This is a genomic window from Bacteroidota bacterium (genome assembly GCA_005882315.1).
In the GTDB taxonomy this organism is placed as follows: Bacteria; Bacteroidota; Bacteroidia; order Chitinophagales; family Chitinophagaceae; genus VBAR01.
In genome coordinates this window covers 687,433-708,104 of sequence record VBAR01000001.1, presented here as the reverse complement: position 1 = coordinate 708,104, position 20,672 = coordinate 687,433, and the positions used below count along the sequence as shown (strand labels likewise).

The window sequence follows — 20,672 nt, the reverse complement described above, 5'->3', positions numbered from 1 at the left end:
GCAAAGACGCTGTTTGCAGCGTCTTTGTCATTCAAACTAATAACATGAACCAGGAAAATTTTTCTGCCGAGCAAAGCCTGCAAGTCATACATAATATGATTGAACGGGCAAAAAATCAATTTAGCGAAAATGGTCACCTGTACCTGTTGTGGGGCTGGGTTGTTTTTTTCTGTAGTGTAGCGCAGTTTGTATTATTGAAGTTTGTACACTATGAAAAGCATTCTTATGTATGGATGGCAACCTGGCTGGTGGTTATTTATCAGGTATTTTATTTGCGGAGGCAGAGTAAAAAACAAAGACTGCAAACATATACAGATAAAATGATGGGTTATATCTGGATCAGTTTTTTTATTCTGATGTTGCTTGCAGGTATTTCAATTGGTCGCATCGGTGGAGAAGAATACTACAAACTAATAGGCCCGATTTTTCTTGCTATTTATGGCGTACCAACTTTTTTATGTGGCATTTTTCTTCGCTTCAAGCCATTAGTAATTGGTGGCATTGGTTGTTGGGTATTATCTGTTATCTCACATTTTGTTCCATACGATTACCAGTTATTGCTTTTATCTGCAGCAATGATCATTGCGTGGATCATTCCCGGTTATAGTTTGCAAAAAAGATATAAAACTCAAAACTCCTGATTATGGAAGATAAAAACCTGAGTGGAAAAGAGAGCCTCGAGTTGATCACACAAATGATCAATAGAGCGAAAAACTCCTATCACGATACTGGTATTGGCGCCATGATGTGGGGAGCAGTAATTACTATTTGCTCGCTGGTGAGGTTATCTGAAATTCATTTCGGCTACAGATTACCTTTTGATATTTACCTGCTCACTCTTGCAGCTATCATTCCGCAAATAATTATCAGTATTAAAGAAAAAAAAGAACGTAAAGTAAAATCGTATGATGATGCATTTATGGATTATTTGTGGCTGGGTTTCGGCATCAGTATTTTTCTATTGATTCATATCTGCAATATTATTTTTAATGAATGGGACGTTTGGGCTGACTCACAAACAATAATTGCTGGTAATAAGACGGCTTTTAGTTTTTATGAATTTGTAGCACCCTTATTTTTAATGTTATATGGTATGCCAACATTCGTAACTGGTGCTGCCTGTAAGTTTAAGCCTATGCTTTGGGGCGGGTTACTTTGTTGGGTATGCAGTATCATCACTGTTTATACTCCTATAAAATTGGATCTACTGCTTACTGCATTATCTGCACTTTTCGCCTGGTTTATTCCCGGCTTGCTGATGGAAAAAGAATATCGCATTTATAAAAAAGAACAGGTAGCCCAGCATGTTTAATGAATTAGATCCCATATTACATTCCCAGTTACGACTTGCCGTAATATCGCTTCTCATCAGTGTGAAGGAAGCTGAATTTACTTTTTTAAAAGAAAAAACAAATGCAACCGCTGGTAACCTGAGTGTGCAGATACAAAAATTAAAAGATGCCGGCTATATTGATGTAACAAAACAGTTCAAAGACAACTATCCTCAAACGATCTGTAAAATAACCGCAGCAGGTATTGCCGCATTCGAAAAATATGTGCAAAACCTGCAGACCTATCTCGGTAAATAGGAAGGCCCTTTAGAAAAAGGGCCCGTTCAATGCTTAATGGTCTTTAAATCAAAACTTAAAACTTACTATTTGCACGGCAGAGAAAAGAAAGTTATTTTTGGTTTATTAATATTATTGTTTGATAAATCTGGCTGTACTATTTATGTTTTCGCCAGCCAATCTTGCTATATAAATGCCACTGTTCATAGCGGAAGGCAGGGAAAGGGTAGTGATCGTATTTCCTTTTGAAACATTCAACCTTTGTTTAGCAATTAAATTTCCATTCATACTTACTACACTTATTTCTAGTGGTTGATTTTTTTCTGACTGCACACTTACTGTTATTTTATCTGTTACATTATTACCAATAATAGTCAGAGACTGGGTTGTTTCAATTGCTTTACTAAAGCCGAGAATTTTTGAATACGTAACAATGCCGCTTTTATCAGTAACTCTCAGGCGATAATAAACTTTTGCTGCAGTTGCTTCTTCTTCAAAGTCGTATTGTTCGTTACCATTTTTACCGGTTGGTGCTATCATTTTTGCATTTTCAAAATTCTTTCCATCTAAACTTCGTTCTATTTCATACCTACCTGCCTGTTCATTTGATGCAGTCTCCCAGTTAAGTTTGATGTTGTCGTTATTCATATTGCCATTAAATGAAATAAGTTTTACAGGTAGTATTGATACATTGGGTACAAACAGAACCTTATCAATACAGCCGATATTTGATTTCACAACGACTAATACGTTTGCAGTATTTGGAAAAATGGTTGTATTAAATGGCCCGTCTGAAACCACCGCTTCTGAATTCGAAGCAATGAATAGATCCACTCCATCAAGTGACATTGTATCGGGTCCCCTGTCATTATATACTTCCATAGTAATTGGGAAAGTTGAAGTAGGAGCGGATACTACATCATATGTAACAACTGATCCATTGATTGCATTGCCGCGTACAATGGCTGTTGAAACTGATATTACACCATCGTTACCATCAACTGTTCCATTTGACCGATGGGGCGTATGTTCCGCTTGTGAACTTGATTTCAGCCATCCGCCGCATTTTCCATCTGCCTCACGCATATATCCATTGTCGCTACCGGCTGCTTCTATAACATTTTCGATCCGCACTGTTCCGTAGGTAGAAAAATCAATTTCAAAATCCGGCGCAGAACCGCTCATGTTAATATATAACTTTGGAAGGCCAATGATAATTGGAATAACTTCTGCATATCCGCCTGTCCCGAATATTACACCATTTTGCATGACACCGTTTTTATAAAGAAACATAGTGTACGATGCACCGATACCATTACGACGATAAAAGAAATCATTGAAATCAGCAGGAAGGAGGCCTTCATCATAATCAGGATTGCCATCGGAAAGATCGTTGTGTCTATAAACCCATTTTTTCAGATAACCCCCGGTTGAGCCGGATCTAAAAGCTGTACTGTTCCAGTTAAAATCTGATGCTGTAGAATTGGTTATACCCTGGCAACTGAATGGTATTGCAGCGGACCCAACAAAATAACCTCTCGGCAACACAGACAAATTGGGAAGATCCATCACATAAAAACCAATATCGCCATTGCCACCCGTATATTCGAAAAATGTTACTAGCGTATAATTATCCAGGGATTCTGGCGCTGAAGATGTATTTGTATTATACAATTCGAAAAACTCATGTTTATTACCACCAGGGTCTGTATATACTTCATTAAATAAAACCTGGGAGTTTACCTTTACGGCAATAAACAGTAAAATAAGAGGAAGGGTAAATTTTGTTTTCATTTTCGTAGGGTTGAATTATATTCCTTTAGATCAGAATTACATTTCTGAGATCCGGTCAATCCACCACGAAATAGCTGGGAGAAATATGTACGGATTTCAAAAGGGTAATCGTATTTTTTCTAAAGGATATAATGGATTAATACTAAGGATAAAATTAATAACACTATAGTGATTATGCAAGTGAGATAAGAAATAGTTTGTATGAAAATATACGATAGACCTTCTTTTTTGTAAAAAAATAGTATGTGAAGTATACTAAATAAAAAAGAGGCCCCTGGAAAGGGGCCCCGTGGAAACAAGAATAGTGCCTTTTTATTTTCTTTAAATTTTACTGCTTTCGTCTGAGACTTTCATTGCGAGGCAGAGGTACACGTGCCGGCTGCAGTTGTGGTTCATTTCTATTCAAAAGCTTCTTCAGTATTTCCCTCAGTTTCCTGAGTCCGTCCAGGGAATATTTTGATCCTGCCATTTGATCTGTATTAATGATCTCTTGCTTTTATTATTGTTTAATGAACTTGGCTGTGCTGTTACTGTTTTCAACTGTAAGAACTGCAAGGTACATACCGTTGTTCAGTGAAGAAGGCATTGAAATACTTGCAAGGTTATTTCCTTTATTCGTATTCAATGTCTGCTTAGCTACGATTTTACCATTCATATCCAGGATACGGATCTCAGCCTTAATTGTTACTGCTGATTCGTAGCTGAAAGTCAGTTTATCATTTACTACATTGCCGATCACATTCAGTGGTTTGCTGTTTGATGCGGCGTTGTTGAACACTAATACTTTTGAATAAGAGATCGCATCACTTTTATCAGTCATACGCAGGCGGTAATAAACTTTTGCATCTTCATTCATTTCAGTAAAGCTATAAGTTTCATTACCTGCTTTTTCTGTACCAAACATTACTGCGGCTGTTTGAAAATTCTTACCGTTAGTGCTTCTTTCTATTTCGAATGTATTAGAAATCTCATTGGTGCTTACATTCCATTGTAACTGTACATTGTTTTTGTTTTTGTTGCCCTGGAAGTTGTTTAATTTAACTGGTAAAGGGTTGATTGAGTTATTTAAAGCTCTTACCTGGTCATAACAACCTGCAGGCGATTTAGCCACCAGCATCACTTTGTCTGCTTTGAGAATAAGATTTGTATTGAAAACTGTTGGAGATGCAGTGTTAATAGTATTGGTATAGAAAAGTATATCTGCTGCATCCAATTGACCGATGATTCCCAGATCACGATAAGCTTCAATTACAACCGGGAATGCTTCTGCAGGACCAGCAGTGATACTAAAATTTAATTTTGATGGATCTGAAGGTAGTACGCCATAACTGATGTAAGAATTGACAGTTAATGTACCAGATGTGCCAGTTGCAGAACCATTTGAAGTACCCGGAGTATAAGAGGCGCTGCTTGAACTCTTCACCCAATAACCACACATACCATCTCTTGATCTTATATACCCATTATCCATACCAGTATTAGAAGTTTCATGTTCTACCTGGTTATCAGCGATGGCACTAAAGTTTATTGTAAAATCAGGTGAGCTACCGCTCATATCAACAAATAAAGATGGCATTAATTTAAAGTAAGAAGGAATAACAGGTTGTGAGTTACCTGCAAAAAGACCATTTACTAAAATACCATTCTTGAAAACTAAAATATGATGTACCGCTCCGCTGCCTGATTTTTTTACGAAAAAATCCTGCAAATTGCTAGGTACAGCAACTGAGATATATCCTGAGCCGCTCTTCTCCCATTTTGTAATAGAACCACCAGTTGGCATCAGGTTCCATGAAAATGATGCAGTAATATCCGGTTTGCCCTGTATTGAAAACGTTGGAGAAGGAGCACCCACATAAAAACTCCTTGCAGAAATAGTTTGATTGGGCAGATCCATAACAAAAAAACCAGACTTGCCTGACTCTTCGTAGTAGGTAACTATAGTATAGTTATCTATACTTTCTGGTACCTGGCTTGTACTTGAGTTATAAAACTCAAAGAACTCACTGTTACCGTTACTAGGATCAGTGTAAATCTCGTTAAAGATAACTTGTGAATTGGAAGAGATTGCTGTAAAAGCAATGGCGATGAGGGTAAAGATTTTTTTCATTTTCTAAGGGTTGAATTGTACTTCGCATTTTTCAGAAATCAGTAACCGTATTTTTTCTTAGAGTTATGTTGATTTCCGTATGCGAAACAAACATACTACTACGTATGAATCCTTGCAAGCTTTCGTAAAAATATTTTTACTATAAGTTGAAAATACTTTTAAAAACGGTACAACTACTAAGTGAATTTTCGATGAATCATATTTTAAAATAGTAATTACACTTTTATTATTCATCGTATAATATAGAATGAAACAATAGTGTAATTATCATATTGAAATAGTTTAAAAAATATAAACTGTTTGTTTACAGTACAAAGCATTTATTTTTGCAGATAAACATTTCTGCATGTCATCAGTTATCAGGGTTAGTAATCTTTCAAAGTCTTTTGGTGATATTTCCGCAGTAAATAACCTAAGCTTTACGGTGACAGCTGGTGAGGTATATGGTTTTCTCGGACAGAATGGAGCAGGTAAATCTACTACCATCCGCATGTTGCTTACATTATTAAAACCTGATAATGGCGAAATAGAAATTTTCGGAATGAAATTATACGAACACCGGAAAGAAATTTTACGAAAGACAGGCGCCATTATTGAAAAACCTGATTTATATAAATATCTGAGTGCATACGACAACCTGCGCATATTTGGTATTATTAGTGGCGCAAAGCTTTCTTCAAAAGATATTATTGCCCAGCTTAATTATGTAGGACTGGCAGAACGGGCCCATCATAAAGTAAGAACCTTCAGCCAGGGAATGAAGCAACGGTTGGGATTGGCAATTGCATTAGTAAACAACCCTGATCTGATCATTCTCGATGAGCCTATTAATGGATTAGATCCGCAAGGGATCGCCGATGTAAGAAACCTGATCATTCATCTCAGTCGGAATGAAAAGAAAACAATCCTTATTTCCTCGCATCTACTGAATGAAATGGAGTTAATAGCCGATTCATTACTTATTATAGATAAAGGAGAAAAAATAGTAGAAGGCCCTATGCAAGAATTAATTCATCCTGAGAAATTAAAGGTGGAGCTTATTTCAACTAATAGAGAGGAAGCTGTTAACTATATTCAAAGTTCATCGTGGAAGAACTCATTTGTGGATGTGACAAATGATATTATCAGTCTTGAAATGAAAAAAGAGTTAATTCCCCAGTTTAACAGCGACCTGGTAAAAAACAATATATTGGTAAACAGCCTGCGCCCTGTGCATACGCTGGAAGATTATTTTCTTTATAAAACACAACACTAAATGTTCTGGAAGTTATTTAAGATAGAAGTATTCAAAATTTTTAAAAGGCCCAGAACTTTTATTTCGTTTGGGGCAATTGCAGTTATTATAGTGTTGATCCAGTTTGCACTGAAGATAAGTGGCCGGGATTTTGTTGAACTGTTTCTCGATAACCAGTCAGATGATTTTGAAATACCTTATGATAAGATCATGAATGGGTATTTTGTATGTGTGATGATATTGCATACGATTCTTATTCATGTTCCGCTGCTGGTAGCTTTGATTGCAGGCGATATGATCTCCGGTGAAGCAAATGCCGGCACCTTACGTTTGTTGGTAGGCCGACCTGTATCACGTACGGAAATTGTACTGGCAAAATTTGCTGCAAGTTCAGTGTATGTTGTATTGCTACTTATCTGGATGGCAGTACTTGCATTATTTACCAGTATGCTCCTATTCGGCACCAACGATTTGCTGGTATTTAAAGAGAATTCAATTCACCTGATGAACAGTTATGATGTGCTCTGGCGTTTTATTGCGGCATTTGTTTTTGCAGCACTGGCCTTAACCACAATTGCAGCATTGGCGTTAATGTTATCTGCTTTTTCAGAAAATTCAATCGGGCCGATTGTTGCCACTGTTTGTATCGTTATTGTTTTTACTATTATTGAACAATTAAGAGTACCTGTTTTCGAGGAAACGATCATTCCTTATTCATTTACGTCCCATATGCTTGGCTGGAAAGGTTTCTTTTATGTTCTTACTGATGCGGAAGGGAATACTATTGATGGCTCTATTGAAAATCCATTTGCACTGGTGAAGAGTGCCTTAATTTTGCTGGGATATATCTGTCTGTTTTTGTTTATCACTACCCGGTATTTCAGAAAGAAAGAAATTTTAAGTTAAACAGGTTTGTATGCTAAAACATTGGTCTTTCGTTATTGTTCTGTTTATGCTTGTCTCAGCCGATAGTCATCGGCTTCATTCTGTTACGGATGTAAAGGAAGTGCTGAAGCAGGTAAAAGAGAAGTATGATAAAGTGGCTGATTATACTGCAACCGGTAAGCTTAAAACAAATGTTGTTTTTATAAAAGCACCGGTTGCTACAGTAAAAGTATATTATAAAAAGCCGGATAAACTGAAGATAAAAAATGAAAAAGGGATTTCACTCATTCCTAAAGGCACTATTAATATTAATCCAAACAATGTACTTACAATAACGGAGTATGAAACCATTGATGGGGGGAATGAAAAAGTAGATGGAAAAAATTGCCGGGTCATAAAAATATTTCCAGTGGATGACAAAAATGATATTTCCAGGGCAACTTTATATGTGGATGAAACCGATATGCTGCTGATAAAATCAGTTATCAGTTCAAAAGAAAACGGAACATACGAGCTGGTGCTGAGTTATGGCACGCAAAAAAGCTGGGCCTTGCCTGATAAAGTAGAATTTACTTTCAACCCAAGAGAATTCAAACTACCTAAAGGAGTGACGATAGATTATGATAACAGGACAAATAAACCTGCAGAGAAAGAAAAATCTAAGAAAGGCCGGGTAGAAATTCACTATTCGAAGTATGAAATCAATCAGGGAATAAAGGATGAGGTATTTAACTAAGTAGTATTCCCATAGTCATCAAATACACTGCAATTCACGCAATTAAAACTCCAAAGTCTTCGTTTTTTACAAGATAATCAGGCATCTTGGTTACAAGATTTTCTGGTTATCGTCGAATATTACAAATCCAATTCATGAAAAGCTACCTGCTTTATAGTTTACTAGCTATAGCACCGCTATTTTCTCTTTCTCAAAACGGATCGGTTAAAGGAAAGGTTATTGATTCAGCACTGAAACAAAATTTATCTGAGGCCACCGCAACCGTATTTAAAAAAGCTGATTCATCTCTCGTCGGTTTTTCTATTACTGATAAAAAAGGAATTTTTGAAATCATCGGGCTTACTTATGGTGAGTATCTTCTCACTGTTTCATTTAATGGGTATGAGTACTTTCAAAAAAAGATTTCAGTTTCAAAAGAGAATAAAGCTGTCGATGCAGGAAATATTTTTTTGCAAAAAAATTATAAGATATTGGAGGGTGTCACAGTTATCGATAATGCACCGGTTCGTATAAATGGTGATACTATTTCGTATAAACCTGGCGCATTTAACAACCGCCCGGATGCAACAGTAGAAGATGTCTTGAAAAAAATACCCGGTATGCAGGTACAAAAGGACGGATCGATCAGTTCAATGGGCGAATCAGTACAGAAAGTTTATGTGAATGGAAAAGAGTTTTTTGGTAATGACCCAAAACTTGCTACAAGAAACATCACAGCAGATATGGTTGACCAGATACAGGTGTATGATGATATGAGTGAACAGGCTAAGTTTACAAAGATTGATGATGGAAGTAAAGCAAAAACGATTAATATAAAACTAAAGAAAGACAGGAACCGCGGAGACTTTGGCAAGTTCACTGCAGGTGCAGGAACTGATAAACGTTACGATGGTAATTTGTCATATAATCGTTTTCGTGATGAACAACGTGTTTCAATTATTGGAACTGCAAATAATACCAATAAGCAGGGTTATTCATTTAATGATAATGGCTCGCAGGGTACGACACAGTTCAGTCAGGGTAATTCAGGCAGTAGTGTTTCATCCGGTGGAATGAATGCTTCAGGGATCATTACCGGTATCAGCATGCCCCGCTCTGCCGGTATCAATTATAATGATATGTGGGGAACAAAAGTAGATTTCAGCAGTAGTTACCATTTTTCAGAAAATGAATTCAACCTGAAGCAGCAGAGGTATAAGAAATATTCTTTTCCGGGGGACTCATCATCGGTAGAAAATGCAATCAGTAATTCACAAACTAAAAACAAGAGTCATCGTGTCAATGCAAGATGGGAGTTCAAAATGGATTCAATGAACTCTTTGTTATATACCGGTAATATTTCCATTCAGGAATCGGGTGGTGCATATGCAGATACTCTTTTTACGGTTTCTGAGGCAATGAATAAATACCTGGCTCTTACTGGTAAAACAATCAGGCTCGATAACAGGGATGGGATTAATTACTCTGGCGAATTTTTATATCGCCGGAAATTTAAGAAGCAGGGGAGGACCTTTACATTCGGATGGCGAAACGGGTATGTAAAAAATGAATCAGATAATTTTACGCTGAACCCAATTCTTACCTATGACCTGAATGGCGATGTTTTGGATTTTATTAGCGTCGATCAGAAAGGTGACCAATTCGCTGATAACAATAACAATATTTTCAGTGCTTCATATACTGAACCAGTGGGTAAGGGCAAACTACTGGAGTTTAACTATGCATATTCTGATAGTAGAAATATTTCTGATAAAAAAACATTCGACTATGATTCTGTTTCTGGAAAGTATATGGTGTTGAATCTCTATCAAACAAATTATTTCGAGTATAGGAATTCTTCCAGTCGTTTAGGAACAAACTATAGGGCATTTAAAAAGAAGTTTAATTACCAATTGGGTATGGCTGCCCAGCAAACAGAACTGAAAAGCAGAAGTATAATAGCACATACAGGAAAAGATACAACTCTCAACCAGCGGTTTATTAATATATTTCCGACTGCAAGCTTCAATTTCTCAATGAGCAGATCTAAAAACTTCCGATTGTCTTATCGGGGAAGAACGAATACACCAACTGTAACGCAAGTACAAAATGTCCTGGATTACTCTAACCCATTGCAGGTTAAAACAGGTAACCCTTCTTTGAAACAGGAATTTGCAAGTAACATCAGTATCGGGTATAATACTTTTAATACACGATCATTTGTTTTTTTTAATTCTAATCTAAATTTCAATACTACTGCTAATAAAATTGTGAATACGATGGATTCAGTCGGAACGGTGTCTGTAATTATAAGACCTGAAAATATGAACGGGTCTTATAACAGTTCGGGTATGTTCGCATTTGGTTTTCCATTTCGAAAAATGAAAGGGGGCAATCTGAATTTTACAACAATGGCTTATTATAGCAGGGAGGTAAATTCGATTTATAAAATAAAAACTTATACAAACATTTTTGCAGTTACACAATCGATCGCATTTAATTACAGCAAATCAAATTTTGATCTGGGATTGTCTGGAAATTTCACTTACAATAAATTAAAATACACTTTCAGCCCGGATGAAAATACTGAGTATTTTAAGCAATCATGGTCAGCTGACTTTAGTTACAGGTTTCCGAAGTCTTTTTTTGTGCTCACCGATTTTGATTATTTCCTCAACGCGGGCAGGTCAGAAGGATTTAACCAGGAAGTTCTTTTATGGAATATGGCTATAGCTAAACAGTTTCTTAAAAGTAATGCGGCCGAAATAAAGCTTACTGTTTATGATATACTCAATCGTAATAAAGGGGTGAACACAACAGCAAGTGATAATTATGTTGAAGATACCCGTTCAAATGTGGTTCCACGGTTTCTGTTGGTGAGCCTTACCTATAACCTGAAACAAAAGGCCCGGCGTAAGTCAGCTCAGCAAAACACAGATGCTTCTGTAAAATAAACCCGGCATTGCAGTAAAATCAATTTTAGTCATACTTATACAAGTAAAAAGCGACCGTTAACCGGTCGCTTTTTTTGTTCACAAGGAAGAATGAAGATCAAGGTTTATCCCGTTCAGAATACATTATCGGATCACAGAGATCTTATTTGCATGAACTTTTTCGTTAGTTGTTAATTCTACAATATAAATTCCGGGTTGTAGCATTGATACATCAAGCGGTATCCTGTTTTCACCTTTATTGATGATCACATTCTTGCTCACAATGCTTTGACCAGAAATATTTTTTATTCTTAAAGTGGCGGTGGTATTATTGACTCCATTAATTACCAGTGTTCCCGAATTATTCAGCGGGTTAGGTAATACGGTGATTGAATTTTTTATAACATCAATATACACCTGTTTTGTATTGCTAAATCGTGAAAGACCATTTTTGTCAACCAGCTTTAACCGGTAGTAATTAGTTCCGGTATTCGGCATTTGGTCCGTGAATTCATAGTTTACTAAACTGTTATACTTATCTGTATTTTTCCAGCCAAGTGTGATCCATTTATTCTGATCAACGCTTCTCTGTATTTCAAATCCATCGGATTCGTCATCGCTTATGGCAGTCCATTTTAATACTACAGTTTTATCTGTATTTGCATTTGCAGTAAAATCGATAAGATTAATATTAAGAGGCAAATTACTTGATATAACAGGATAATCTTCCACTTCTCCGTCATCATACCAGCCCGTGGCATTACTTGTTGTAAGAGCTGTGCTGCCGGAAACCAATCTTACCCGTAAGAATGTATTGGCCGTACCAACCGGAATATTCAAGGAAGACCAGGTGACCGTAACAGTTTGTGTACCTGAAAAGGTTGAAGGAACCGTTATTATTCTCCCTTCGCCTATATCAAAAACTCCATTCACATTATAATCAAGCCATGCACCAAGAGTAGCATTAGAGCCGGTATTATTAGTAACAGTTATTTGCTGTACGTGGTTATAAGTAACCCCGTTCGAATTCAGAAGGGTAACAGTAGTTATGCCATCTTCATCTGAGGCATCACCTGATGCATCAGCGGAAGTATTCTTGCTCCATTCTCTGTCCCAGGCACTCCCAATTCTTAATAGATCATTATTGCAATGCTTTTGGTGAACTGCAGGTGAAAGTGCAACAGGATCATAAGTGGCAGGGGCATCTCCAAAATCGCATTTTGGTTTAAAAGGATCTGATGCATCACCTGCATTAGGGATCCATGCTGGAGAGCATGATGTTGTAGTTATTAAAGTTTGTGTTCCGATTGTTCCGTTATTATTATATATGGCAACATGATTCTTTACTCTGTAAATAGCTCCATCCCATGTTTGACCTATCTGGCCTGCGCTTTCAGCATTACCCGCATAGGTAGTGCTTGCACCGGTTTGCATATTAAAATGTACATACCTGTTATTGCCGGAGGTTAAACCCGTAGCATGGGTTATCATTATTCCATCTTTAATTGCAAAATCACCCCAGTCATGAGTTGGATTTCCAACTCCATCATCACCAGGTAAAGCAAAAGCCTGCGCAGCGTTTATTGGAACACCAGCAGCATTAAAATCTATTTTCCAAACAAAAGATTCAACATTGGTAGTGAAAAAAGCACCGTCAGTACCTTCTAAACCCAGGTATAATGAACCATTGTAAAATGCTGCACCTGCAAATTCTACACCCTGTTCAAATGTAGGTATGTTCAGCGTTGTGATATCGGATAATACAGTACTGATAGTCTCTGTATTGAAATCATATTTCTTTAAAGCTTTATTAAAGTCAGGACCACCACCTGCAACAGGATAATTATCCATCACATAGTATAACCATTTATTCACTGGGTCGTAAGCAAAAGCGTTCATTTTTGTGCCTGTTGTGCCGGGGTCTGAAAAAATATATTCAGCTACGCCAGTATTTGCATTCACCATATACACATGAAGGTTTTGCGGGTTTGCAAGAAAATAAGAAGGTTGTCCTGTGAAAGGCTCGGTATAAGGTTTATAATAATCTGTTGGAAAACCAGCCTCAGCTATGCAGGCTGTAATGTCTGAAAGAAAAAATTCTGCATCAGTTCCTAATGTTGTAATGGTAATAATAATTGTTTTTACAGGACCTCCAACAGTAATGGTTGCAGTTCCCCTATTATCAGGTGATGATAATCCCGTACTAGTTGCGGTTAATGTTCTTGACAATGGATTTGCCCCTATTGTAATTATCGACGCACCACTGGTAGCATAAGTAGCAGCAGCTACTGATTGTGCTCCACTTGCCCCACTTGCTGTAATTGTAAAAACAGCGCTTTTATCAATATCATACAATGTGAAACTTGCATTTTGTACTTCGTTCAAAAAAGTCATCGTGAGAGTTTGACCGGCAGTCGGTATATAATCAATATCAGCACCGGTGAAACCTGGTACATCTCCTGTGTGTGAAGTTACATCCCCGGAAAGAGAGGCCAAGTTTTTCACATTCATTAATGTATTTATAGTAAGCTGGTTTGTTCCAATAGTAAATTTTTGAGTTTGCCTCATAGCTGCAGTAACATTAGGCTGCATGGTAGAAATATTATTTAAACCATATACTCCGAAACTATGGAGGTAATCAAGATTGTCCCAGTTGATAGTCGCTGAAGTGTAACCGCCGGGACATTGAGAAAAAGATATCGAAGGAAGAGTTATTGTAATAAATAAAATAACCAGCGAATAGATTCGAAATTTATTTCTGAATAAAATAAACGGATTGAGTAAAATTTTTTTCATTGGTACGGAGTATTAGGTTTCGAATGTTTTATAACAACTAAGCAAATCAGTTAAAAAAACGAGATCACTCTTGTTATGAATTTCGAAAGGAAATAAAAAAGCTGTTCTCAGTTTAAAGTAAGGGACAGCTTTTTTATTTTCAATTTCAGGAATTAATCATTTCTTGGTGCAGCATCAATTCCCACACCTGAATAGTAATAAGTATTGCAGCCCTGGCGAACACCTGCTTTAATATATGATGTTGCATTAGGGTTAACTGGAAACTCACGGCTGAAAGTTGCCCTGTAATAGGTAGGCTCAGCACCAACAGTACCAGCGTTAAATTTCAAAACATCATTTGTAGTACATGTTTTAATAGATGGGTCACGATCCATCTCAATTGAAACACTTGTCCACGTAATGCCATCAAAGCTATACTCAGCAGATACCAATGCTGCTTCTGCCTGAGCACCTAATGGAATGTCCCAATGGCTTACATTCTGCAGGGTTTCATTAAGACCATTACCTGGGTTAGGGTTTGATAATCTCCATGTCCATTCGAAGTTTGTACCAACAACATTATTGCTCACAAGTTCAATTGTATAGCAATTAGCAGTCGGTTTTTTTTCATTCTTTACAGATTTGAAAGAAGAAAGAACAAAAGCTGATGCAACTACTGCTGCTGTCATAAAGCTTTTCAGGAAGAAATGTTTCATTGTTTTGTTTTTTTAGGGGTGATTAAATTTTGGCTTAGTGGCCTTGGTTATGTTTTTGTTTAAAAAGATAAATAAGTATTTGTCTGCAGAACATGCAGGTGTATGTGTAATGAATACAATAAATAGATCAGTGAAAAATTTGCCGGAATTGTATACTGCCTATAGCAGTTGTTAATTGTGCTGTTGATCATCATTGGGTACGGAATTAATTACTTAACGGACGTAAAAGTAAAATCCACTTTTGATACGTCATAATTTTCCGTAGTGAAAATTCACGATGGCTATCGTTATTTTATATAATCGTATATATACTTTTACTAAGTAATAATAGAAGATATACGCAGAAGGATGTCGTATTTTTATAACACCTGTATATCAATTGAAAATAAAAGACCAGTTTGTTTATTTATTTCAGAAGAAATGATAACAACATAGTAAGTTTCCGAAAACAAGTAAGAAATTTTACTACAAAAGAAGTTGGCAGGTATAAAAAATAAAAAGACTGCATTGCAGTCTTTTTATTTTCAGTTCAGACATTGAGTAGTTAAATTATGAACATGCTGAAGTTTTATTGATGGGAATTAATTTTCTTCTATATCCTCATCCTCCGCATTGGCCATCAGTGTTTGTGTTACTTTCTTTATTGGGTTTTTGCGGTTCTCTTCATAAAAGTTTCTCATATTGATGATATCAATACATTCAAACACTGCTTTCATAAATGAAGAAACATCGGCTTTGTTTTTTCCGGCTATGTCAAAAGCTACACCATGATCGGGAGAGGTTCTTACTTCCGGAAGGCCGGCTGTGAAGTTAACACCTTCATCAATAGCTAATGATTTGAAAGGAATAAGTCCCTGGTCGTGATACATAGCTAATACTGCATCAAACTTTTCAAACTGGCGTCTTGCAAAAAAAGCATCAGCACTGTAAGGCCCTACTGCCAGTATATTATTGTTCTTTGCATCTTTAATGGCAGGTTTAATAACAGACTCCTCTTCATTACCCACCAATCCTTCATCACCCGCATGCGGGTTCAGACCCAATACAGCAATGCGGGGCTTGTCAATTCCAAAATCTTTTTGCAGACTTGTATGGATAATTTTCAGCTTACTTAATATCGCTTCTTTTGTAATGTATTTTGAAACATCCTGTACAGGCACATGTTCTGTAACCAATGCTACGCGGAAATTACCCGAGAATAACATCATAGCTACATCCTGCACGCCAAAAAAATCTTTAAGAAAAGGAGTGTGGCCTGTATAACTGAAATCTGGCGATTGAATATTTTTTTTATGAATAGGAGCGGTTACTAATCCTTGTATTTTTTTTTCTTTTAATGCTCTTGTAGCAGCAACCAGTGATTTTATTGCATACCTGCCACCGGTATCAGTCAATTGCCCCGGGGTGATCGCTACTTCTTCTTCCCAGCAGTTAAAAATATTAACCTGTTTGGGATTGAGATAGGATAGATCCTTTACCTGCTGATAATTCATATTTGCATCCGGAACAGACTTCTTGTAGAAATTGATTGCTTTATTAGAAGAAAAAATAACAGGGGTACATTGCTCAAGTATTCTGCTGTCAGAAAATACTTTAATGATCAACTCAATGCCTATTCCATTCAGATCGCCTGAAGTGATGCCGATTACTGGTTTATTCGCGGTTGTCATATTTAAGCAGAATTAATTTATAAAAATACAAAAATGAAATGGTACAGGCGTCTGCAATTTTCAAAAAATAAAACCCGGCTGAATATTCAGCCGGGTTTTATTTTAAATGTTTGTATTGATTATAATTAGTAAGTTCCTTTGACCACTCTTCGTACTACAAAACTTCCGTTCATTGATACCTTGAGTGTATAAATACCAGCAGGCAGTTTTTCAGTTGAAGTTATTCTTAATGCATTTACACCGCCGTCGATCCGCTGTGTTTGCCTGCGAACAGTTATACCATACTGATCGATCAACTCTGTTGTGGCAATACCTGTTTGCGGTGTTACTATTTCATACTGCAGTTCAGAACTGAACGGATTAACCACAATGCCTAAGCCAAAATCTTTTGTGCCCGGGCTTAATTGGATGATCCTTGAATATTTTTTGGTGCCGCTGTTGGTGAACATAATAACACGGTAGTAAACTTTTGTAGTTACTGAAGTGGGATCATCATGGCTATATGTATTATTCTCGGTATTTATATTGTTATACCCATTTACAGTAGCAATCGTATGAAAACTATTTCCGTCATCACTTCTTTGTAATTGGAAGTTAACAGGTTCTTCTTCTTTAGTTGTTACCCACGTTATTTTAGCCTTATCATCATTTAATTTGCCGGCTATTGAGATCAGGTCGGTCTTCAATGGTGGCCCGCAACCGATCAATACATCCAGTGATATATTTACAACATCTGTAAAGTTGCAGGTGGCTGAGGAAAGGTTAGCAGTTGTTGTTGCTACTACCAATCTGTACATATCACCATCGTTTGCTGCTGTAGTATAAGCCGGTGGTATGGTGTAGCTGGCTACATATTCCCATTGGGTACCATTCCAAAAGGGTGTACCTGTTCCGGCTGAGCCTACATCTGTCCAGGAAGCTCCTCCATCTGAACTGTATTGCCATTTATATTCAACATAAGTATCATAATAGCATCGCACCGTATCATAAATTGTAACCATGTTATTTTCGCAAACGGTAGGACTATAACTCGGGCTATAGTTCATGGTTGGTGTACAGGTCTTTAATGCTATATCATCGATCGCCCAGTCATTACCACCTCCTCCCGGTGCATTGTTTCGAAGTGTCATAGCAAAACCCGTTTGAGATGGTCCGGTTTTATATACAAAGGATCTTTGTACCCATTTATTCAGGGTATCTGATCCGGATTGAGTTCCACCCAATCCCCAGTACCTTAAGTTACCAGTGGTATAATAATCCACACCATCTATTGAAAATGCGATATTGGGCTTGACACCAGCTGAGTCACCTGGGTTTGTTGGAATATAACCTGCACCGCTTGTAAAACGACCAAGAGAATCACATCCGCATTTATAGCAAATATTTTTAAACCAGGCTGATATCTCATAGTAAGTATTAGGACAGGCTCCTGAAACATTAAAATCAAACGCTACGTCTGTACGAAACGAGGAGTTAATTGCCAGCATGTATCCACATGTATTGGTAGAACTGATTGAACCACCGTTATTACATGGCAAATTACCTTTAGCAGTGTTTGTAGCGCCGGTATGATCACCAGTGATATCCCAAACGCCGTGAACCCGTGCAGCATTGGATTTAGCTAATAATTGGTTGGTGCTTCCTGTAGCACTGGTATTATTCGCAATTCCATAATCGTAATCCTGTGGAGTACTTGCCCCAAATGTTGTATAATTATAGTTGGTGCTTGTAGATGGAGCTCTGTTTTGCGAAGTGCCTGATAAAACAGCTGGAACCCCGAATGTGCCATTAACCTCATCACCTAAAATATTTGATTGAGAAACACTGTTCTGGCATGCACCGGGACTTTGAAAAATCATAATACTATCATCGGGGAATTGGATAGTTGAATACACACCAGTAGTCGAATCACGATAGCTGAATGCACCGCCTCCAAAATTTACTTTCTGTCCATAAGATGCATTTACAACAACCCGGTAAGTGGCAAGAATAATACAATTGGCACTCGTAGGTGCGCTATTAAATCTTGGCCTGGAAATATTATTTAATTTACCTCTTGCTGTTCTTGTCGCTCCGAGCCCCATGTTGATTTGAATAGTGGTATCCGTTCCTGCACCACCTGTAGTCAGCCATCCTGCATCTGCGGTGGAGCTACTTTCTGTAAAATATTTGTAAAGTTTTCCTTCATTTGTTCTTAAGGCAATAGAATCTAAATAATGCAAACCGCCACCCGCTTTCAATGTATCGTAAAAAGCGACACTATCGATAGCTCTTACAGCTCCATTTGGTCTGACAACCAGTGTAGCCCTTATTTCTAAAATATCTCCCGGATCTATTGTACCACCTGTAGCTGAGTCACTCAAGTTTACATAGCTTTTAGAGTAATCTAGTATTGCGGTTAACGATGAAGCAGGGTCTGTAATACATATATTAAAATTGCCATTGTTTGTTATTGATGAAAGCGTATTATGGGTTATCCTGATATAATAAGTCTGGCCTACAGTAAGTCCCGCACCTCCGGGGTTTGTAGTAGTATTTATAGTAGTAGTAGTAGCAGTAGGTATACTATGACAAGTACCCACTGTAGAAAATGATCCGCAACTGCCTGTCAGTAGCTGTATACGGCCATTGGTTTGCAAATTACTTCCAATACCACTTAATTGAATTTGAGGATAAGCAGTCTGAGCCACGAAACTATACCAAACATCCGGTGCAGTACCAATACCACAGGAACCGGGTACTACAGGAGAACTTGGAGTGGCATTATGTATTGTACCAGATATAATTGAACAAGTTGTACTGCTTGTAAGCAATATCGCACCAGAACACTGATCATTAGATGGTGGAGCTGCAACTGTTGTAACACATATTGTAAAGTTTGCACCATTACCAGAAGCTAATTGATAATTGGTATATCCAACCCTAACATAATATGTAGTTCCGTTGATAAGGCCGCCCTGTGTTAATGAAGTTACTCCGGATGCACAGTTTAAAGAAGTAAGACCAGCACAGGTTCCGCTGAATAATTGTAATCTTAAATTTGCTGAATTTAGGCTTGAACCAAGACTGCCTAAGGTTATAATATGTGTTGGTGAAGCATTAGCCACAAAACTGTACCAAAGATCATAATAAGGTCCGACGCCACATGCTCCTGCCCAAGCTATTGAAGAAGCGGTCGCTAATGTAAATGAACCAGAAGTAGCATTACATGTAAGAGAAGGTGCCGTTAATCCAATAGCTCCTGCACACTCGTCATTAGCTGGAGGATGTTGCACGCAAATATCAAAATTCCAATCGCTTGATGTTCCAGTATTCGGATTGGTTTGAACATATAATCTTATATAATAAAAATTACCAACAACAAGGGGAGGCAAAGTTCTTCTTGCGTTTGCGCCGGATACATCCAAACAACCTGCAATTGAAGTTAAACTTCCGCATGTACCGCTAAATACTTCCATATAGGTAGTGGTGGCAGTGAGTTTGGCGCCAAGGCTTCCTATTGTAACAGTTTGTGAATCATTTACCGCCTGGAATCTGTACCATACATCATAAGTTGTAGTTAATGTAGCACCACCACATGCACCTGCAGGGCCATTACTTGTTGCGTATCTAAGATTGCCGGTAGTGCTATTACATGAATAACCTGAAGTTAATGTTGTTGCCCCACTACAATTATCATTTGATGGTGGAGGATTTGGATGGGTAACACAAATATCAAACCTGTCGTTTGATGAAATTGATGAACCAATATTTGAAACACGGATATAATAAGTATTACCGATCGTCAAACCTGTTCCTGTCATTGTTGTAGTACCACATACAATAGAAGCTAATGAACCGCAGCTGCCACTGTATAATTGTATTTCAGGATTTGTGAAACTGCTTTGAAGACTGCTTATCGTTACAGTTTGAGAAGTCGCTTGAGCAGTGAATCGAAACCAAACATCATAATGGGGACCGCCAGCCTCACATCCAACGGGAAGACCCGAACTGGCTGTAGCATTCTTCAAACGATATTGGATATTGTTACAGGAAGTATTTGATGTAAGAGTTGTTGCACCAGAACAATTATCATTAGATGGTTGTGCAAAAGCGCTGAATGAAATAAATAAACTGAATAAAAAAAACAGTGCAGTTTTGCTGAAGAGCACCTGGTTCGGGTACATAGGTTTCATATATTGGACTTCTTAGGTTTTTAAAGGATAGAGCGACAACAAAATAAGTCTAAGATCAGATGTTTGCCAATAGCGGAAGTGCTTTATTTATATAGGT

13 protein-coding genes are annotated in these 20,672 nt (G+C 37.5%); 7 read left to right on the top strand and 6 right to left on the bottom strand.

Annotated features, from left to right (window positions below; all coding sequences use genetic code 11):
- Positions 1–44: 44 nt before the first annotated feature.
- From E6H07_02815 to E6H07_02805, 3 genes are read left to right on the top strand one after another with little or no spacing between them, the layout of a single operon-like run.
- On the top strand, positions 45–641 hold the full coding sequence (locus tag E6H07_02815; GenBank protein ID TMI64866.1) for a hypothetical protein: 597 nt from the start codon (positions 45–47) through the stop codon (positions 639–641).
- Positions 642–643: 2 nt separating this feature from the next.
- A complete protein-coding gene (locus E6H07_02810) occupies positions 644–1,312 on the top strand; it encodes a hypothetical protein (GenBank protein TMI64865.1) in 669 nt (222 codons plus the stop codon).
- The gene (locus tag E6H07_02805; GenBank protein TMI64864.1) at positions 1,305–1,589 is read left to right on the top strand and encodes a transcriptional regulator; all 285 of its coding nucleotides are present in this window, start codon (positions 1,305–1,307) and stop codon (positions 1,587–1,589) included. The genes E6H07_02810 and E6H07_02805 overlap by 8 nt, the downstream gene beginning before the upstream one ends.
- Before the next feature lie 111 nt (positions 1,590–1,700).
- Here E6H07_02805 and E6H07_02800 read toward each other — a convergent pair whose 3' ends face one another.
- Positions 1,701–3,362: a T9SS type A sorting domain-containing protein gene (locus tag E6H07_02800; GenBank protein TMI64863.1), complete on the bottom strand. Its 1,662-nt coding sequence runs from the start codon at positions 3,360–3,362 to the stop codon at positions 1,701–1,703.
- Positions 3,363–3,861: 499 nt separating this feature from the next.
- A complete protein-coding gene (locus tag E6H07_02795; GenBank protein TMI64862.1) occupies positions 3,862–5,472 on the bottom strand; it encodes a T9SS type A sorting domain-containing protein in 1,611 nt (536 codons plus the stop codon).
- Between the two features lie 346 nt (positions 5,473–5,818).
- On the opposite strand from E6H07_02795, the gene E6H07_02790 reads away from it, so the two are divergent.
- The 4 genes from E6H07_02790 (at position 5,819) to E6H07_02775 (ending at position 11,260) form a co-directional block, all read left to right on the top strand.
- A complete protein-coding gene (locus E6H07_02790) occupies positions 5,819–6,727 on the top strand; it encodes an ABC transporter ATP-binding protein (GenBank protein ID TMI64861.1) in 909 nt (302 codons plus the stop codon).
- A complete protein-coding gene (locus E6H07_02785) occupies positions 6,728–7,612 on the top strand; it encodes a hypothetical protein (GenBank protein TMI64860.1) in 885 nt (294 codons plus the stop codon).
- A 10-nt stretch (positions 7,613–7,622) separates the two neighbouring features.
- Positions 7,623–8,327: a hypothetical protein gene (locus E6H07_02780; protein TMI64859.1), complete on the top strand. Its 705-nt coding sequence runs from the start codon at positions 7,623–7,625 to the stop codon at positions 8,325–8,327.
- 134 nt (positions 8,328–8,461) lie between these two features.
- Positions 8,462–11,260, top strand: a complete 2,799-nt coding sequence (locus E6H07_02775; GenBank protein ID TMI64858.1) for a hypothetical protein — start codon at positions 8,462–8,464, stop codon at positions 11,258–11,260.
- Positions 11,261–11,383: 123 nt separating this feature from the next.
- Here the strand turns inward: E6H07_02775 and E6H07_02770 are convergent, their stop codons facing one another.
- The 4 genes from E6H07_02770 to E6H07_02755 form a co-directional block, all read right to left on the bottom strand.
- A complete protein-coding gene (locus tag E6H07_02770; protein TMI64857.1) occupies positions 11,384–14,035 on the bottom strand; it encodes a T9SS type A sorting domain-containing protein in 2,652 nt (883 codons plus the stop codon).
- A gap of 152 nt (positions 14,036–14,187) precedes the next feature.
- Positions 14,188–14,730 (bottom strand): hypothetical protein, encoded by a 543-nt coding sequence (locus E6H07_02765; GenBank protein ID TMI64856.1) that lies wholly within the window; start codon positions 14,728–14,730, stop codon positions 14,188–14,190.
- A 581-nt stretch (positions 14,731–15,311) separates the two neighbouring features.
- Positions 15,312–16,400 (bottom strand): 4-hydroxythreonine-4-phosphate dehydrogenase PdxA, encoded by a 1,089-nt coding sequence (pdxA, locus tag E6H07_02760; protein ID TMI64855.1) that lies wholly within the window; start codon positions 16,398–16,400, stop codon positions 15,312–15,314.
- Between the two features lie 125 nt (positions 16,401–16,525).
- Positions 16,526–20,575, bottom strand: coding sequence for a T9SS type A sorting domain-containing protein (locus tag E6H07_02755; protein ID TMI64854.1), 4,050 nt, complete (start codon positions 20,573–20,575; stop codon positions 16,526–16,528).
- Positions 20,576–20,672 lie beyond the last annotated feature (97 nt).

What these genes read in the sequence shown, in the direction of transcription:
- E6H07_02780 (TMI64859.1), top strand. Translation starts at nt 7,623, where the DNA reads ATGCTAAAACATTGGTCTTTCGTTATTGTTCTGTTTATGCTTGTCTCA.
- E6H07_02765 (TMI64856.1), bottom strand. Translation starts at nt 14,730, where the DNA reads ATGAAACATTTCTTCCTGAAAAGCTTTATGACAGCAGCAGTAGTTGCA.
- E6H07_02810 (TMI64865.1), top strand. Translation starts at nt 644, where the DNA reads ATGGAAGATAAAAACCTGAGTGGAAAAGAGAGCCTCGAGTTGATCACA.
- pdxA (TMI64855.1), bottom strand. Translation starts at nt 16,400, where the DNA reads ATGACAACCGCGAATAAACCAGTAATCGGCATCACTTCAGGCGATCTG.
- E6H07_02815 (TMI64866.1), top strand. Translation starts at nt 45, where the DNA reads ATGAACCAGGAAAATTTTTCTGCCGAGCAAAGCCTGCAAGTCATACAT.
- E6H07_02775 (TMI64858.1), top strand. Translation starts at nt 8,462, where the DNA reads ATGAAAAGCTACCTGCTTTATAGTTTACTAGCTATAGCACCGCTATTT.
- E6H07_02790 (TMI64861.1), top strand. Translation starts at nt 5,819, where the DNA reads ATGTCATCAGTTATCAGGGTTAGTAATCTTTCAAAGTCTTTTGGTGAT.
- E6H07_02785 (TMI64860.1), top strand. Translation starts at nt 6,728, where the DNA reads ATGTTCTGGAAGTTATTTAAGATAGAAGTATTCAAAATTTTTAAAAGG.
- E6H07_02800 (TMI64863.1), bottom strand. Translation starts at nt 3,362, where the DNA reads ATGAAAACAAAATTTACCCTTCCTCTTATTTTACTGTTTATTGCCGTA.
- E6H07_02755 (TMI64854.1), bottom strand. Translation starts at nt 20,575, where the DNA reads ATGAAACCTATGTACCCGAACCAGGTGCTCTTCAGCAAAACTGCACTG.
- E6H07_02795 (TMI64862.1), bottom strand. Translation starts at nt 5,472, where the DNA reads ATGAAAAAAATCTTTACCCTCATCGCCATTGCTTTTACAGCAATCTCT.
- E6H07_02805 (TMI64864.1), top strand. Translation starts at nt 1,305, where the DNA reads ATGTTTAATGAATTAGATCCCATATTACATTCCCAGTTACGACTTGCC.
- E6H07_02770 (TMI64857.1), bottom strand. Translation starts at nt 14,035, where the DNA reads ATGAAAAAAATTTTACTCAATCCGTTTATTTTATTCAGAAATAAATTT.